This is a genomic window from Streptomyces recifensis, from assembly GCF_002154615.1.
In the GTDB taxonomy this organism is placed as follows: Bacteria; Actinomycetota; Actinomycetes; order Streptomycetales; family Streptomycetaceae; genus Streptomyces; species Streptomyces griseoluteus.
On record NZ_MUNH01000023.1, the window covers coordinates 1 to 14,675 of the forward strand.

General features: G+C 71.5%; 15 protein-coding genes and 1 riboswitch. Of the genes, 9 read left to right on the forward strand and 6 right to left on the reverse strand.

What is annotated here, in order from left to right; genetic code table 11:
- The 3 genes from CCN33_RS01485 to CCN33_RS01495 all read right to left on the reverse strand — a co-directional run.
- Positions 1-624 (reverse strand): 1-phosphofructokinase family hexose kinase (locus CCN33_RS01485; RefSeq protein WP_086690241.1); only part of this gene is annotated, 624 nt, incomplete at its 3' end.
- Between the two features lie 118 nt (positions 625-742).
- The gene (gene nagA, locus CCN33_RS01490; protein ID WP_086690243.1) at positions 743-1,897 is read right to left on the reverse strand and encodes an N-acetylglucosamine-6-phosphate deacetylase; all 1,155 of its coding nucleotides are present in this window, start codon (positions 1,895-1,897) and stop codon (positions 743-745) included.
- Entirely contained in the window at positions 1,897-2,841 is a 945-nt protein-coding gene (locus tag CCN33_RS01495; protein WP_086690245.1) for an ROK family protein, read from the reverse strand. The genes nagA and CCN33_RS01495 overlap by 1 nt, the downstream gene beginning before the upstream one ends.
- A 108-nt stretch (positions 2,842-2,949) precedes the next feature.
- Here CCN33_RS01495 and CCN33_RS01500 point away from each other — a divergent pair, with 108 nt between their 5' ends.
- Genes CCN33_RS01500 through otsB form a run of 3 tightly spaced genes read left to right on the forward strand, consistent with a single transcriptional unit; the run spans position 2,950 to position 5,401 of the window.
- The gene (locus CCN33_RS01500; RefSeq protein ID WP_450266371.1) at positions 2,950-4,230 is read left to right on the forward strand and encodes an ABC transporter substrate-binding protein; all 1,281 of its coding nucleotides are present in this window, start codon (positions 2,950-2,952) and stop codon (positions 4,228-4,230) included.
- 35 nt (positions 4,231-4,265) lie between these two features.
- Positions 4,266-4,490, forward strand: a complete 225-nt coding sequence (locus tag CCN33_RS01505; RefSeq protein WP_030804564.1) for a DUF3263 domain-containing protein — start codon at positions 4,266-4,268, stop codon at positions 4,488-4,490.
- A 50-nt stretch (positions 4,491-4,540) separates the two neighbouring features.
- A complete protein-coding gene (gene otsB / locus CCN33_RS01510; RefSeq protein WP_086690249.1) occupies positions 4,541-5,401 on the forward strand; it encodes a trehalose-phosphatase in 861 nt (286 codons plus the stop codon).
- On the opposite strand, the gene CCN33_RS01515 is transcribed toward otsB, so the two are convergent.
- A complete protein-coding gene (locus CCN33_RS01515) occupies positions 5,402-6,817 on the reverse strand; it encodes an alpha,alpha-trehalose-phosphate synthase (UDP-forming) (RefSeq protein ID WP_208621628.1) in 1,416 nt (471 codons plus the stop codon).
- Between the two features lie 73 nt (positions 6,818-6,890).
- Positions 6,891-7,835: a glucosyl-3-phosphoglycerate synthase gene (locus CCN33_RS01520; protein WP_086690254.1), complete on the reverse strand. Its 945-nt coding sequence runs from the start codon at positions 7,833-7,835 to the stop codon at positions 6,891-6,893.
- 136 nt (positions 7,836-7,971) lie between these two features.
- A riboswitch (SAM riboswitch) is annotated at positions 7,972-8,129 on the forward strand.
- A gap of 17 nt (positions 8,130-8,146) precedes the next feature.
- On the opposite strand from CCN33_RS01520, the gene thrC reads away from it, so the two are divergent.
- From thrC to groL, 4 genes are all read left to right on the forward strand, one after another.
- Complete coding sequence (thrC, locus tag CCN33_RS01525; protein ID WP_086690256.1) at positions 8,147-9,421, forward strand: threonine synthase; 1,275 nt, start codon at positions 8,147-8,149, stop codon at positions 9,419-9,421.
- Positions 9,418-9,693 (forward strand): MoaD/ThiS family protein, encoded by a 276-nt coding sequence (locus tag CCN33_RS01530; protein ID WP_086690258.1) that lies wholly within the window; start codon positions 9,418-9,420, stop codon positions 9,691-9,693. Before thrC ends, CCN33_RS01530 begins: the two co-directional genes overlap by 4 nt.
- 407 nt (positions 9,694-10,100) lie before the next feature.
- Positions 10,101-10,304 (forward strand): cold-shock protein, encoded by a 204-nt coding sequence (locus CCN33_RS01535; protein ID WP_009189266.1) that lies wholly within the window; start codon positions 10,101-10,103, stop codon positions 10,302-10,304.
- 275 nt (positions 10,305-10,579) lie between these two features.
- Positions 10,580-12,202 carry a chaperonin GroEL gene (gene groL, locus CCN33_RS01540; RefSeq protein ID WP_086690260.1) on the forward strand — a complete coding sequence of 541 codons (1,623 nt, stop codon included), beginning with the start codon at positions 10,580-10,582 and terminating at the stop codon, positions 12,200-12,202.
- 91 nt (positions 12,203-12,293) lie between these two features.
- Here the strand turns inward: groL and CCN33_RS01545 are convergent, their stop codons facing one another.
- The gene (locus tag CCN33_RS01545; protein WP_086690262.1) at positions 12,294-12,626 is read right to left on the reverse strand and encodes an antibiotic biosynthesis monooxygenase family protein; all 333 of its coding nucleotides are present in this window, start codon (positions 12,624-12,626) and stop codon (positions 12,294-12,296) included.
- 137 nt (positions 12,627-12,763) lie between these two features.
- On the opposite strand from CCN33_RS01545, the gene CCN33_RS01550 reads away from it, so the two are divergent.
- Both CCN33_RS01550 and CCN33_RS01555 read left to right on the forward strand, forming a co-directional pair.
- Positions 12,764-13,303, forward strand: a complete 540-nt coding sequence (locus tag CCN33_RS01550; RefSeq protein WP_086690264.1) for an ArsR/SmtB family transcription factor — start codon at positions 12,764-12,766, stop codon at positions 13,301-13,303.
- Positions 13,300-14,595 (forward strand): MFS transporter, encoded by a 1,296-nt coding sequence (locus CCN33_RS01555; protein ID WP_086690267.1) that lies wholly within the window; start codon positions 13,300-13,302, stop codon positions 14,593-14,595. The genes CCN33_RS01550 and CCN33_RS01555 overlap by 4 nt, the downstream gene beginning before the upstream one ends.
- Positions 14,596-14,675 lie beyond the last annotated feature (80 nt).

Here is a 14,675-nt window from a genome sequence, read left to right on the forward strand (position 1 = left end):
GCGGCGGGCGTCGCGGGTGGCGCGGGCCGGCTCGTGGGAGCCGGTGAGTTCGGCCAGTTCCGCCGCGTTGGGCTTGACGATGTCGGGCCGGGCGGCGATCCCGCGCCGCAGCGGCTCCCCGCCGGTGTCCAGCAGCACCGGCACCCCGGCCGACCGGGCCACCCGTATCAGTCCCGCGTACGCGCCCACCGGCACGCCCGGTGGCAGGCTGCCGCAGAGGGCGACCGCCCGGGCGTCCGCGAGGAGAGTGTCGTAGGCGCGCAGGAAGGCGGCCCATTCGGTGACGCCGATGTGCGGACCGGGCTCGTTCAACTGGGTGGTGTCACCGGTGAGTTCGTCCACCACGGCGACCGTGCGGCGGGTCGGGCCGCCGACCGGCACCAGCGCGTCGGTGATCCCCGGCGCGGCCGCGAGCCGCTCGCGCAGCACCTGGCCGGTCGGGCCGCCCGCGAAACCGGTGACCGTCACCGCGTACCCGAGCGCGGCGAGCACGCGGGCCACGTTGACGCCCTTGCCGCCGGGCCGCTCCACGACCTCCGACACCCGGTGCTCGGCGTGCGGCCGCAGCGACGTCACGCGGTACGTGATGTCGAGAGCGGTGTTCAGCGTGACCGTCAGGATCACCCGGTCCGACCTCCCTCGATGGTCCGTACGCCTCGGTTTCCGGGGCCCCGATCATGCCAAAGAGACGGCGTCCGGCCCAGTTGAGGGACGGACGCCGTCTGACGAAGCCGGGTACGGATCAGGGCAGTTGGGGCGTGATCACCCATTCACCCCGGCGCATGACGCCCTTGAGCGCGAAGTCGCCGTCCAGCAGCACGAGGTCGGCGTCCCTGCCGGGCTCCAGCGAGCCGACCCGGTCCGCCATGCCGAGCAGCCGCGCCGGGTTGGCCGACAGCGCCCTGACCACGTCCGTGACCGGGAGGCCGTCCACGGTGACCGCTCGCCGGAAGGCGCGGTCCAGGGTCAGCGTGGAGCCCGCGATCGAGCCGCCCTCCACCAGCCGGGCCACGCCGTCGCGCACCTCGACCTCCAGCGGGCCGAGCAGATAGCGGCCGTCGCCGGAGCCCGCCGCGTCCATCGCGTCCGTGATGAAGGCGACGCGGTCGGCGCCCGCGTGGTGGAAGGCCAACTGTAGTGCGGCCGGGTGCAGATGGGTGCCGTCGTTGATCAGCTCGACGGTGACCCGGCCGTCCTCCAGCAGCGCGGTGATCGGGCCGGGGTCGCGGTGGCCGATGGGGGGCATCGCGTTGAAGAGATGGGTGGCGACGGTGGCGCCCGCGTCGACGGCGGCGACCGTCTGCTCGTAGCTCGCGTCGGTGTGCCCGACGGCCGCGATCACGCCCTGCTCGGCGAGGAGGCGTACGGAGTGCAGCCCGCCCGGCAGCTCGGTGGCGAGGGTGACCATCTTCGCGTGGCCGCGCGCGGCGTCGACCAGCTTGCGGACCTCGGCGGGGTCCGGGTCGCGCAGCAGCGCCTCGGAGTGCGCGCCCTTGCGGCACGGGGAGATGAACGGTCCCTCGAAGTGGACGCCCGCGATGTCGCCCTGCTCGGCCAGTTCGGCCAGCATCCCGGCCTGGCGGGCCAGTACGTCCAGGTCGTCGGTGACGGTGGAGGCGACCAGCGTGGTGGTGCCGTGTTCGCGGTGCGTGCGGACGGCGGTGAGCGCGTCCTCCGCGCCGCCGGAGAAGGCCGCTCCGCCGCCGCCGTGGTTGTGCAGGTCCACGAAGCCGGGGACCACCCAGTGGCCGGTCACGTCGAGCACCTCGGCGCCCTCGGGCGCCCGCTCCGCGATCCGGCGGCCGTCGACGGCGACCCGCCCGCCGGGCACCTCGCCGGTGGGCAGCACCACGGTGCCGCCGGTGAGCACCAGCGGGCGTGCGCTGTTGTCGGCCATCAGGTGCGTACCTCCGTGGTCTGGGGGATGTGCTGGAGCAGGTCCTGGGCGAGCAGCGCCGCGCCCAGGCAGCCGGCGCCGTCGCCGAGCGCGGCCGGGACGAGGACGGGCGCGCCCTGGAAGGTGATCCGGCGCTCGATCGCCGCGCCGAGCGGCCCGAACAGCACGTCACCGGCCTCGGCGAGCCCGCCGCCGACGATCAGTGTGCCGGGGTCGAGCAGGGTGAGCGCGGTGACGAGGCCGTCCGCGAGCGCGTCGACCGCCTCGGTCCAGACGCGGGCCGCGTCCGGGTCCCCGGCGGCTACGGCCCGCGCGCAGTCGGCGGCGTCCGCGTCCGCGCGCCCGCTCGCCGCCGCCCAGGCGGTGCCGACGGCGGCGGCGGAGGCGTAGCGCTCCAGGCAGCCGGTCTGGCCGCACGGGCAGGGGCGGCCGCCGGGGCGTACCACGATGTGGCCGATCTCCCCGGCGAAGCCGTTCGCGCCCGCCTCGACACCGCCGGCCAGGCCGATCGCCCCGGCGATGCCGGTGCCCAGCGCGACGAACAGGAAGCGGCCGGCGCCCCGGCCGGCCCCGGCGCGGCCCTCGGCGAGGCCGCCGGTGCGCACGTCGTGGCCGAGGGCGACGGGCATGCCGAGCCGCTCGGTGAGCAGCGCGCGCAGCGGTACGTCGCGCCAGCCGAGGTTGGCCGAGTACAGGGCGGTGCCGTTCGCCTCGTCGACGGTGCCGGGGACGGCGACGCCGGCCGCGAGCGCGGGGGCGCCGAGGTGCTCGGCGCCGTGCGCGCGCAGGTCGGCGGCGAAGGCGAGCAGGTTCTCGACGACCGCGTCCGGTCCGCCCTCGCGGCCTGTCGCGCGGCGGGCGCGGTGCAGCACCGCGCCGTCCTCGCCGACGAGCGCGGCCTTCATCGAGGTACCGCCCACGTCCAGGGCGACGACATGTCTCACCGGACCAGTGTGACCCGCCGACCCGAGAAAGGTCTAGTCCACTCACGTGGTGTAGACCTTATGCGTTCGAATTCGAATGGTCTGACCAAGGGGACAGGGGTTTTGAGGGTGCGTCGGCGTACGGCAGGAACGATCGCGGTGGTGTCCGCACTGGGCATGACGGCGATGCTCGGCGGCTGTGGGAGCACGGGCTCCTCGGACACCACCCTCAAGCTGGTCGCCGCCGACTACGGCGACTCGGCCGCCAACAGCTCCAAGAAGTACTGGGCCGCGCTGGTGGACGCCTACGAGGCGAAGCACCCCGATGTGAAGGTCCAGGTCAGCGTCTACTCCTGGAACGACGTCGACGCCAAGGTCAAGGAGATGGTCGACTCCGGGAACGCCCCCGACATGGCCCAGATCGGCGCGTACGCCGACTACGCGGCCGCCGGGAAGCTGTATCCGATGTCCGACACGCTCTCCATCGGCACCCAGGCGGACTTCGTGCCGCAGCTCGCCGACGCCGGGGACTGGAACCACACGCCGTACGCGATGCCGTTCGCGGCCTCCACGCGCGTGCTCTTCTACAACAAGTCGCTGTTCCAGCAGGCCGGCATCACCCCGCCCACCACCTGGGACGAGCTGGCCTCCGACGCCGAGGCCCTCAAGGCCAAGGGCGTGAAGTACCCGTTCGCGCTGCCGCTCGGCCCGGAGGAGGCGCAGGCCGAGACCATGCAGTGGCTGCTCAGCGGCGGCAGCGGCTACACCGACGACATCGGCACCTACACGATCGACTCCGCGCTGAACGGGGAGACGTTCACCTGGCTCAAGGACGACCTGGTGGGCAAGGGGCTCACCGGGCCCGTCGCCCCCGGCCGGCTCAACCGGGCCGCCGCGTTCGCCGCGTTCGCGGACGGGCAGGTCGGCATGCTCAACGGCCACCCCACGCTGATCCGGCAGGCCGAGGCCAAGGGCGTGAAGTTCGGCATGGTCCCGATGCCGGGCCGCACCGGCCGGGCACGGGCCGCCATGGGTGTCACCGACTGGATGCTGGCCTTCAGGCAGAACGGCCACGCCCGCCAGGTCGGCAGCTTCCTGGACTTCGTGTACGAGCAGAAGAACGTACTCGACTTCTCCCGCAAGTACGGTCTGCTGCCCGTCACCACCACCGCGTCGGAGGCGATGAGCCAGTCGGACGCGAAGTCCGACGCGCCGCTGCACGCGTTCCTGGAGCAGTTGCCCACCGCCGAGCAGTACCCGGTGAACAAGACCTCCTGGGCGGCGGTCAGCGCCGCCGTGAAGAAGGACATCGGGCAGGCGGTCTCGCCCGACGGCAGCCCCGCGGGCGTCCTCACCCGGCTCCAGGCCGCCGCCACGGCCGCCGACAGCACGGCCCAGTCCCAGGGCTGAGCCCGCTGTCCGTGGTCGGGGTTACGGTTGCCGGCATGGAACTCGGCAGCCGTGAGAAGGCGATCCTCGCGCTGGAGAGCCGGGGCTTTCCCGGCCCCGGCGCCAAGGAGCGCGCCATCCGCGAGCAGCTCGGGCTCGCGCCGGTCCGCTACTACCAGCTCCTCAACGCCCTGCTGGACGACGAGCGTGCCCTCCGGCACGACCCGGTGACGGTCAACCGGCTGCGGCGGGTCCGCGAGGCGCGAAGGTCGGAACGGTAGAGCCGTTTTTCACAGGCGTGAGGGCGGCCCGGCGCGGATAGTGTCGCCCTATGGGCAACCCTGACAACACCGCCGAGGACAGCACCCTGCCGGTACCGGTGACCCCGGCGGGCCGCGACGGCCTGCGGGCGCTGCTCCAGCGGCCCCGCACCGCCGTGGTCGGCCTCGACTTCGACGGCACGCTGGCCCCCATCGTCGCCGACCCCGACCAGGCCCGCGCCCACCCCGGCGCGGTGCCTGCGCTGGCGGCGCTCGCGCCGAAGGTGGCCTCCGTCGCCGTGGTCACCGGCCGCCCGGCCGGCGTCGCGGTGCGCAACGGCGGCTTCGCCGGGGTCCCCGGCCTGGAGCACCTCGTCGTCCTCGGCCACTACGGCGCCGAGCGCTGGGACGCCGCGACCGGCACCGTCACCGCGCCCGCCCCGCACCCCGGCATCGCCGCGGTCCGCGCGGAACTCCCCGGCGTCCTGGACCGGGCCGGCGCCTGGCCCGGCACCTGGATCGAGGAGAAGGGCCGCGCGGTCGCCGTCCACACCCGCCGCGCCGAGGACCCCGAGGCCGCCTTCGCAACCCTCCGGGCCCCTCTCACCGACCTCGCCACCCGCCACGGCCTCATCGTCGAACCCGGCCGCCTCGTCCTCGAACTCCGCCCGCCCGGCATGGACAAGGGCGTGGCCCTCCTGGACCACCTCCGCGCCACCGGCGCCGAGTCCGTTCTCTACGCCGGCGACGACCTCGGCGACCTCCCCGCCTTCGCAGCCCTCGAAAAACTCCGCTCCGAGGGCACCCCGTCCCTCCTGGTGTGCAGCGGCAGCAGCGAGGTGACCGAACTGGCAGAACGCGCCGACCTGGTGGTGGACGGCCCGGAGGGCGTGGTGGACTTGCTCAACGCCCTCGCGGACCGCACCGGCTGATCACCCCCGCAGCGCGTTCAGCTGGTCCAGGAACCACTGGGTGGGGGGCAGGGCCGTGGCCGCGTCGGCGAGGTGCTTGGAGCGTTCGGCGCGGGCCGCGTCCGGGAGGGTCAGTGCCTCGTGGAGGGCCTCGGCCGTGCCGACGACGTCGTACGGGTTGACCGTGATGGCGTGCTCGGAGAGTTCCTCGTAGGCGCCCGCCTCGCGGGACAGCACCAGGGCCACGCCCTCGTCCGAGACGACCGGGACCTCCTTGGCGACCAGGTTCATGCCGTCGCGGATGGGGTTCACCAGGGCCACGTCGGCGAGGCGGTAGGCGGCGAGGGAACGGGCGAAGTCGTCGTCGAGGTGGAGCAGGACCGGGGTCCAGCCGGCCGTGCCGTACTCGTAGTTGATCTGCTCCGCGACCCGGCGCACCTCGTCCATGTAGGAGCGGTACAGGGCGAGGTCCTGCCGGGAGGGGTAGGCGAAGGCGACGTGGACCACGCGTTCGCGCCACTCGGGGTGGTCCTCCAGGAGGCGGCGGTACGCCAGCAGGCCCCGCACGATGTTCTTGGACAGCTCGGTGCGGTCCACCCGGACGATCGACCGGCGCCCCTCGCCGATCTGCTCCCGCAGCACCGCCATCCGCTCGTCCACGTCGGCCCGGTGCGCCCGCTCCCGCAGGAACTCCGCGTCCGCGCCGAGCCCGTGCACCCCGATCTCTGTACCCGAGGGGATGCCCGGACCCAGGACCGCGTGACAGCAGTCGGTGAACGCGTCCGCCCAGCGCCGGGTCAGGAAGGCCGCCCGGTCGGCGCCCAGGATGCCGGTGAGCAGCTCGGCAGCGATGTCGTCGGGGAGCAGACGGAAGTAGTCCGGCGGCGCCCAGGGGGTGTGCGAGAAGTGCCCGATGCGCAGGTCGGGCCGGAGCTTGCGCAGCATCCGCGGGGCCAGCGTCAGGTGGTAGTCCTGGATCAGGACCGCCGCCCCCGGCGCCGCCTCCTCGGCCAGCGCCTGGGCGAACGCCTGGTTGTAGGCCCGGTACGCGTCCCACTGCCGGCGGAACTCCGCGTCGAACACCGGCTCCAGCGGCGTCTGGTACATCATGTGGTGCACGAACCACAGCGCGGAGTTGGCGATCCCGTTGTACGCGTCGGCGTAGACCCCGGCGTCGATGTCCAGCATCCGCACCCGCTGTCCGCCGGTGTCCTCGGCGGGAAGCAGTCCGCCGTCCGCGCGCCGCACCGCCGCCCGGTCGCCGTCCCCGAGCGCGGCACACACCCACACCGCGTCCGTGTCCGGACCGATCGCCGACAGCCCCGAGACGAGACCGCCGCCACCCCGGCGGGAACTCAGGGACCCGTCCGGACCCACCGTGTACGAAACCGGGCCGCGATTGGACGCGACCAGCACCTCAGCACCCTGCGTAGCCATGGCCTCAACCTAGCCCGGCCCACAAACGCTCAAACGTACGCGCGACCGGCGAGCCGGACCGTATACGGCCCGCTCACGCCACTTCGCGTGCCGCGTACTCCGCGATCTCCGTCATCGGCGGCCGCTCCTCGGTGTCCACCGAGTACGTGCGCGGCTCGAACCCGCTCACCCCCCGCTCGAACTGGGTCAGCACGGGCCGCACCAGATGCCCGCGCGCGAGCCGGAGCTGCGCGGTGCGGTAGATCGCGGCGGCCATCCGGCCGAGCGCCTGCCCGTCCTGGTGCCGGTGCTTGCGCACGCCCACGTCCACCTGGGCCAGCGCGTCCAGCCCGACCAGATGCAGCGAGTCCACCAGCATGCCCAGCTCGACCCCGTACCCCACCGGGAAGGGCAGCCGCTCCAGCAGGGAGCGCCGGGCCGCGTACTCCCCGCCGAGCGGCTGCACGAACCCGGCGAGCTGCGGCCAGTGCATGTTCAGCAGCGGGCGCGCCATCAGCTCGGTCACCCGGCCGCCCTGCCCGGCGGCGCCGCCCAGCGGACGGTCGTACATCGCCTTGACCAGGTCGATCCCCGGATCGGTGAGCAGCGGGCCGACGATACCGAGCACGAAGTCGGAGGAGAACTCGCGCAGGTCGGCGTCCACGAAGGCGACGATGTCGCCGCTGGTCGCCAGCAGGGAGCGCCACAGCACGTCGCCCTTGCCGGGCACGGCGGGCAGCCGGGGCAGGATCTCGTCCCGGTGCACCACCCGCGCGCCCGCGGCGGCGGCCACCTCGGCGGTGCGGTCGGTGGACCCGGAGTCCACCACGACTATCTCGTCCACCAGCGGCGCCTGGAAGACCAGGTCGTGGCGGATCACGGAGACGATCTCGCCGACCGTCGCCTCCTCGTTCAGCGCGGGCAGCACCACGGAGACCCGCTGCCCGGACCGCTGCTTGGCGGCCAGCACGCGGTGCAGCGGGCGGTCGGCCACGGACCAGGAGCGGGTGGCCAGCCAGCGCTCGGTTTCTTCCATCATGGTCTGCGGCTCCTCACTGCCTGATCCATCTCGCGGTTCGGACGACACCTTCAACTCTCCTGGCCTTCGGTTACAGTCTTGAACAACGCCGATGACCATCGCATGTCGAGGTCGGACGGCGTCCACAACCGAATACCGCTCATCCAGAGGGGCAGAGGGAAACGGCCCGATGAAGCCCCGGCAACCCTCCAGCCGGTCTCCCGTGCGCGACACACCGCGGCACGCGCGAGGCTCCCGGCTAGGGAAGGTGCCAAATCCGTCTCACGGCGAGATGCGTCGTGAGGAAGATGAGGAGAAAGGGCCTCGCCTCCATGGCTGTGCAGACTGTCGCCACCCCCACCGTCGATCTCGGACCCGCCGCCGCCCTGAGCTGTCGGGAGTGCGGACACCGCGTCCCGCTCGGTCCCGTCTTCGCCTGCGAGGAGTGCTTCGGGCCGCTGGAGATCGCCTACGACTTCTCCGCGTACGACACCGACAAGCTCCGGGCGCGCATCGAGTCCGGTCCCGCGAACATCTGGCGCTACGCCCCGCTGCTGCCCGTCCCCGCCGACGTGGCCGACAAGCCGAACCTCAACCCCGGCTGGACCCCGCTCGTCAAGGCCGACCGCCTGGCGCGTGAACTCGGCGTCACCGGCGGGCTGTTCGTGAAGGACGACTCCGGCAACCCGACGCACTCCTTCAAGGACCGCGTCGTCGCCCAGGCGCTGGAGGCCGCCCGCGCCTTCGGCTTCACCACCCTCTCCTGCTCCTCCACCGGCAACCTGGCCGGCGCGGTCGGCGCCGCCGCCGCCCGCGCCGGCCTGCGCTCCTGCGTGTTCATCCCGCACGACCTGGAGCAGGGCAAGGTCGTCATGGCCGCGGTCTACGGCGGTGAGCTGGTCGGCATCGAGGGCAACTACGACGACGTGAACCGCTTCTGCTCCGAGCTGATCGGTGACCCGGCCGGCGAGGGCTGGGGCTTCGTCAACGTCAACCTGCGGCCGTACTACGCCGAGGGCTCCAAGACGCTGGCGTACGAGATCTGCGAGCAGCTCGGCTGGCGGCTGCCGGACCAGCTCGTGGTGCCGATCGCCTCCGGCTCCCAGCTCACCAAGATCGACAAGGGGCTGAAGGAGCTGATCGCCCTCGGCCTGGTCGAGGACAAGCCGTACAAGATCTTCGGCGCCCAGGCGGAGGGCTGCTCGCCGGTGTCGGCCGCCTACAAGGCCGGCCACGACGTGGTGCGGCCGCAGAAGCCGGACACCATCGCCAAGTCCCTCGCCATCGGCAACCCGGCCGACGGGCCGTACGTGCTGGACATCGCGCGCCGCACCGGCGGGGCGGTGGAGGACGTGACGGACCCGCAGATCGTGGACGCCATCAAGCTGCTGGCCCGCACCGAGGGCATCTTCGCCGAGACGGCGGGCGGGGTGACGGTCGGCGTCACCCGCAAGCTGATCGAGTCCGGCGCGCTGGACCCCTCGCTCACCACCGTCGTCCTCAACACCGGCGACGGTCTAAAGACCCTGGACGCGGTCGCCGGCACCGGTCTGACCGCGACCATCCGCCCGAACCTGGACTCCTTCCGAGAGGCTGGCCTCGCATGAGCGTGACCGTTCGCATCCCGACCATCCTGCGCACCTACACCGGCGGGCAGGCCGAGGTCGCCGCCGAGGGCGGCACGCTCGCGGAGGTCATCGAGGACCTGGAGAAGCACCACCAGGGCATTGCCGCGCGCGTCCTGGACGACCAGGGCAGGCTGCGCCGGTTCGTGAATGTCTACGTCAATGACGACGACGTGCGTTTCGAGGACGGACTTCGGACCGCCACGCCCGACGGCGCGGGTGTCTCCATCATTCCGGCGGTAGCCGGCGGCTGAAATTTACCCTCGGTAATGGCCCCCTCCGCAAGACAAACGGAGGGGGCCATTCTGCGTGATTGAGCGCGGTAGAGTTGGGGAACGCGCTCCCGGTCCCGCGGACCGGGCGTCCTTGATTCATGCGGCCGGCCCGACAAGAAGTAGCCAAAATGCGCGGGTAATGTGCGGCATTTGTTGCATTTATGGGGCCCGACTTGCCCCGAATTCGGCCGAAGTTGCGGCAGATTCCGGACTGTGTCCGTCCAGAATTCTCGTCCGATTGACCTGTTGCAGACGGCAGTTGGACAGATACATTCAGCCGCGGTCGACGCGTTCCGGCGCACGCCCCCGACCGATTGGGGGGCGAGGTCTGACCCAGGTTCACGAGGTGTGGATCTGCGCAAGGGCCAGTAATAGGGGAGTTAGCCATGGCTCAGGGCACCGTCAAGTGGTTCAACGCGGAGAAGGGGTACGGCTTCATCGCGGTCGACGGTGGTGCGGACGTCTTCGTCCACTACAGCGCGATTCAGATGGACGGCTACCGCAGCCTGGAAGAGGGTCAGCGGGTCGAGTTCGAGATCTCGCAGGGTCAGAAGGGCCCGCAGGCCGACATGGTTCGCGTCACCGCCTGAACGTCTCCAGCAGAGCGCAGGGCCCGTACCCGTACAGGGTGCGGGCCCTTCGTCCTGTTAAGTCCCGTCCTGATCCCCCGAAGGCGCTTGCACTCGCCCTGGGTGAGTGCTAATCATTGCGTTAGCACTCTGAAGGTGAGAGTGACAACGAAGGACCGGGTCGGTGAGGCCCGCAGGCCGGGTGGGGCAAGGAACCACGAGGCCGGCGAGCCGTCCGTCGCGGGCGCGGGCGCGGTCCGAAGGAATCACCCCCAGTCCTGGAGGGACCACTTCACATGGCCAAGATCATCGCGTTCGACGAGGAGGCGCGGCGCGGCCTCGAGCGCGGCATGAACCAGCTCGCGGACGCCGTCAAGGTGACGCTCGGCCCCAAGGGCCGCAACGTCGTCCTCGAGAAGAAGTGGGGCGCCCCCACGATCACCAACGATGGTGTCTCCATCGCCAAGGAGATCGAGCTCGAGGACCCGTACGAGAAGATCGGCGCCGAGCTGGTCAAGGAAGTCGCCAAGAAGACGGACGACGTCGCCGGCGACGGTACGACCACCGCGACCGTGCTGGCCCAGGCCCTGGTCAAGGAAGGCCTGCGCAACGTGGCCGCCGGCGCCAACCCGATGGCCCTCAAGCGCGGTATCGAGAAGGCCGTCGAGGCTGTCTCCGCCGCCCTGCTCGAGCAGGCCAAGGACGTGGAGACCAAGGAGCAGATCGCCTCCACCGCCTCCATCTCCGCCGCCGACACCCAGATCGGCGAGCTCATCGCCGAGGCGATGGACAAGGTCGGCAAGGAAGGCGTCATCACCGTCGAGGAGAGCAACACCTTCGGTCTGGAGCTCGAGCTCACCGAGGGCATGCGCTTCGACAAGGGCTACATCTCCGCCTACTTCGCGACCGACATGGAGCGCATGGAGGCGGTGCTCGAGGACCCGTACATCCTCATCGCCAACTCCAAGATCTCCTCGGTCAAGGACCTGCTCCCGCTGCTGGAGAAGGTCATGCAGTCGGGCAAGCCGCTGCTGATCATCGCCGAGGACGTCGAGGGCGAGGCCCTGTCGACCCTGGTGGTCAACAAGATCCGCGGCACCTTCAAGTCCGTCGCCGTCAAGGCTCCGGGCTTCGGCGACCGCCGCAAGGCCATGCTCGGCGACATCGCCATCCTCACCGGTGGCGAGGTCATCTCCGAGGAGGTCGGTCTCAAGCTGGAGAACGCCTCCCTGGACCTGCTGGGCCGCGCCCGCAAGGTCGTCGTCACCAAGGACGAGACCACGATCGTGGACGGTGCCGGCTCCTCGGAGCAGGTGCAGGGCCGCGTGAACCAGATCCGCGCCGAGATCGAGAACTCCGACTCGGACTACGACCGCGAGAAGCTCCAGGAGCGCCTGGCGAAGCTCGCGGGCGGCGTGGCGGTCATCAAGGCCGGTGCCGCCACCGAGGTGGAGCTCAAGGAGCGCAAGCACCGCATCGAGGACGCCGTGCGCAACGCCAAGGCGGCCGTCGAGGAGGGCATCGTCGCCGGTGGTGGCGTGGCCCTGCTGCAGGCCGGCCAGGTCTTCGAGAAGCTGGAGCTGACGGGCGACGAGGCGACCGGTGCCAACGCGGTCAAGCTCGCGCTGGAGGCCCCGCTGAAGCAGATCGCCGTCAACGGTGGTCTCGAGGGCGGCGTCGTCGTGGAGAAGGTCCGCAACCTCCCCGTCGGCAACGGCCTCAACGCCGCGACCGGCGAGTACGTCGACATGATCGCCGAGGGCATCATCGACCCGGCGAAGGTCACGCGCTCCGCGCTGCAGAACGCGGCCTCCATCGCCGCGCTGTTCCTCACCACCGAGGCCGTCATCGCCGACAAGCCGGAGAAGGCCGCCGCGGCCGCTCCGGGCGGCATGCCGGGCGGTGACATGGACTTCTGATCCTTCTTCGGATCAACTGTCCTTTCCAGGGGCGGCACTTCCCATACAGGGGGTGCCGCCCTCGGGCGTTTCCGGGCCTCGGCCACGGGCCTCAGTCGCGGGGGAAGGCGTAGGCGCGCTCCACCCGTGCGACCTCCACGCTGTAGGAGGAGTACCAGCGTTCGCGGCCGAGCCGCTGGGCCTGCAGGTGTTCGGGGTGGGCCTTCCACGCCGTTATCGACGCCTCGTCCGCGTAGTAGATGACGACGAGATCCCGGCCGTCCTTGTCCGTCATGGACTCGCGCCCGAGATAGCCGGGCTGCGCCTCACCGAGTTCGGCCATGCGCTCGCTCATCGCCGCGTAGCCTTCCAGGTCCTCGGCGGGCCGGGTGGTGATGATCACCGCGTAGTACGGCGGTTCAGGGCGAACGAACGAGGTGGTCATGCGGGAAGCCCTCCGTCGTAAGGCGCGTGCGGCGCAAGGCTACTGATGACGGACGGCCTCGCACGCCGGACAGCAGATTCTGGAAGTCCGTGTGAAATCCCTTGCGCAATGGTCAAGAGTTGTTGACCATTGCTGGCATGCCTACCGACGATCTCCCCGAGACGTTCCACGTCACCACTGACGACCAGCTGCGCGCCGTCTCCAATCTGACGCGTCACCGGATCATGGCCGTGCTCCGCTTCGAGCCCGCGACGATCACGCAGATCGCCGAGCGCGTGGGCCTGGCGAAGGGGAGTTCCAGCTACCACGTGCGGCTGCTGGAGCGGGCCGGCCTGGTGAAGGTCGTACGGACACGGAAGGTGCGGGGGGTCACCGAGCGGTACTACGCGATGGCCGCGCGGTCGATCGCGCTGCCCGACCCGGGCGAAGGAGGGCCGGATGCGCTGATGCGGCATGCGGTGGCGGACCTGGAGGCGTCGCCGGCGGACGGCGAGCGGCATGTACGGATGGCGCATCTGCGGCTCACCGAGGAGCAGTTCGCGGAGCTGGGGGCACGGCTGGAGGCACTGGCGGACGAGTACCGCGAGCTGTCCGATCCGTCGCTGCCGGACGCGTCACTCGTCTTCGCCCTGTTCCACCCGGCATCGCGCAAGCAGACCGAAGAGGACGCCAAGTGACCTCGGAAAACCGTAAGTTGCCGACCGGGTTCGGGCGGCTGTGGACCGCGCAGACGATCTCTTCGCTCGGTGACGGGGTGTCGCACGCCGCGCTGCCGCTGCTCGCGTTGACGTTGACGCGGAATCCGATGGCGCTCGCCGTCGTCACGGCCGCCGGAACGCTGCCGTGGCTGCTGTTCGGGGTGCTCGGCGGTGCGCTGGTGGACCGCTGGGACCGCCGGCGCACGATGTGGGTCGCGGACGCCGCGCGTGCGGGGCTGCTCGGGATACCGGCGGCGGCAGCCGCGCTCGACGTGCTGAGCATTGCGCTGCTCGCGGCCGTCGCCTTCCTGCTCGGCCTCGGCGGACTTTTCTTCGACACGGCCGCCACGGCCTACCTGCCGGATCTTCTCCGCCGCGACCCCGCGCTCCTGGAGCGCGCCAACTCCCGCCTGCGCGGCGCCCAGACCGCCATGTCCGGCTTCGCGGGACCGCCCGCGGGCAGTGCCCTGCTCACGCTCGGGCGGGCGGTCCCGCTGCTCACCGACGCGTTGTCGTTCCTGTGCTCCGCGCTGCTCGTACGGTCGCTGCCCGCCATGCCCCGGCCCGTTCCGGAGGTCCGCGAGTCGCTGCTGCGGCAGGCGCGGGCCGGGGCCTCATACGTCTTCCGGGACCGGGTGCTGCTCGGGTTGGCGCTGCGCCCCGCGGTCGGGAACGTCGCCTTCCTCGCGGTGGAGACCGTCCTCGCCCTCTTCGCGCACGACCGGCTGGGCATCGACACCTACGGCTTCGGCCTGCTCCTCACGGCGGAGGCCACCGGCGGCCTGCTCGGCGCGGGCGTCGCCTCCTACCTTGGCCGACGACTCGGCACCGGCACCGCGCTGACCTGCACGGCCGCCGTCGAAGGGCTGGCCATCCTGGGCCTGGCCGCTGCCCCGAACCCGTACGTCGCCGGTCTCGCGCTCGCCGTCTGCGGAGCCGGCATGGGCGCCACGATGGTGCTCGCGCCCTCCCTCCGACAGGCGATCGTCCCCGCCCACCTGATGGGCCGGGTCGCCTCCACCTCCCGCATGCTCGCCATGTGCGCCGCCCCCATCGGGGCCTTCCTCGGCGGCTGGCTGGCCACCACCTACGACATCCGCACCCCGCTCTACGCCGCCGCCGGCCTCCTCCTGGCGATGACCGCCGTCACGGCATCCATGACCAGCAACCGCCGGGTCGAAGCGGCGCTGCGTGCCGCCGCCCCGGCCGATGATCCAGATCACCCGGCATCCGAGGTTCCCGCCCAGGGGAGTGCACCCGACATGTTGTGACCGCCGTCGGTCCTTCTGCTGGGTTGGTTACAGCTGGAGGGGTGAAGAAGCAGAGACGATTACGCCCAGACGTAACCAAC

Coding starts and splice junctions, on each gene's coding strand:
- CCN33_RS01535 (WP_009189266.1), top strand. CDS start 10,101: ATGGCTCAGGGCACCGTCAAGTGGTTCAACGCGGAGAAGGGGTACGGC.
- groL (WP_086690260.1), top strand. CDS start 10,580: ATGGCCAAGATCATCGCGTTCGACGAGGAGGCGCGGCGCGGCCTCGAG.
- CCN33_RS01545 (WP_086690262.1), bottom strand. CDS start 12,626: ATGACCACCTCGTTCGTTCGCCCTGAACCGCCGTACTACGCGGTGATC.
- nagA (WP_086690243.1), bottom strand. CDS start 1,897: ATGGCCGACAACAGCGCACGCCCGCTGGTGCTCACCGGCGGCACCGTG.
- CCN33_RS01530 (WP_086690258.1), top strand. CDS start 9,418: ATGAGCGTGACCGTTCGCATCCCGACCATCCTGCGCACCTACACCGGC.
- CCN33_RS01550 (WP_086690264.1), top strand. CDS start 12,764: ATGCCTACCGACGATCTCCCCGAGACGTTCCACGTCACCACTGACGAC.
- otsB (WP_086690249.1), top strand. CDS start 4,541: ATGGGCAACCCTGACAACACCGCCGAGGACAGCACCCTGCCGGTACCG.
- CCN33_RS01520 (WP_086690254.1), bottom strand. CDS start 7,835: ATGATGGAAGAAACCGAGCGCTGGCTGGCCACCCGCTCCTGGTCCGTG.
- CCN33_RS01515 (WP_208621628.1), bottom strand. CDS start 6,817: ATGGCTACGCAGGGTGCTGAGGTGCTGGTCGCGTCCAATCGCGGCCCG.
- thrC (WP_086690256.1), top strand. CDS start 8,147: ATGGCTGTGCAGACTGTCGCCACCCCCACCGTCGATCTCGGACCCGCC.
- CCN33_RS01505 (WP_030804564.1), top strand. CDS start 4,266: ATGGAACTCGGCAGCCGTGAGAAGGCGATCCTCGCGCTGGAGAGCCGG.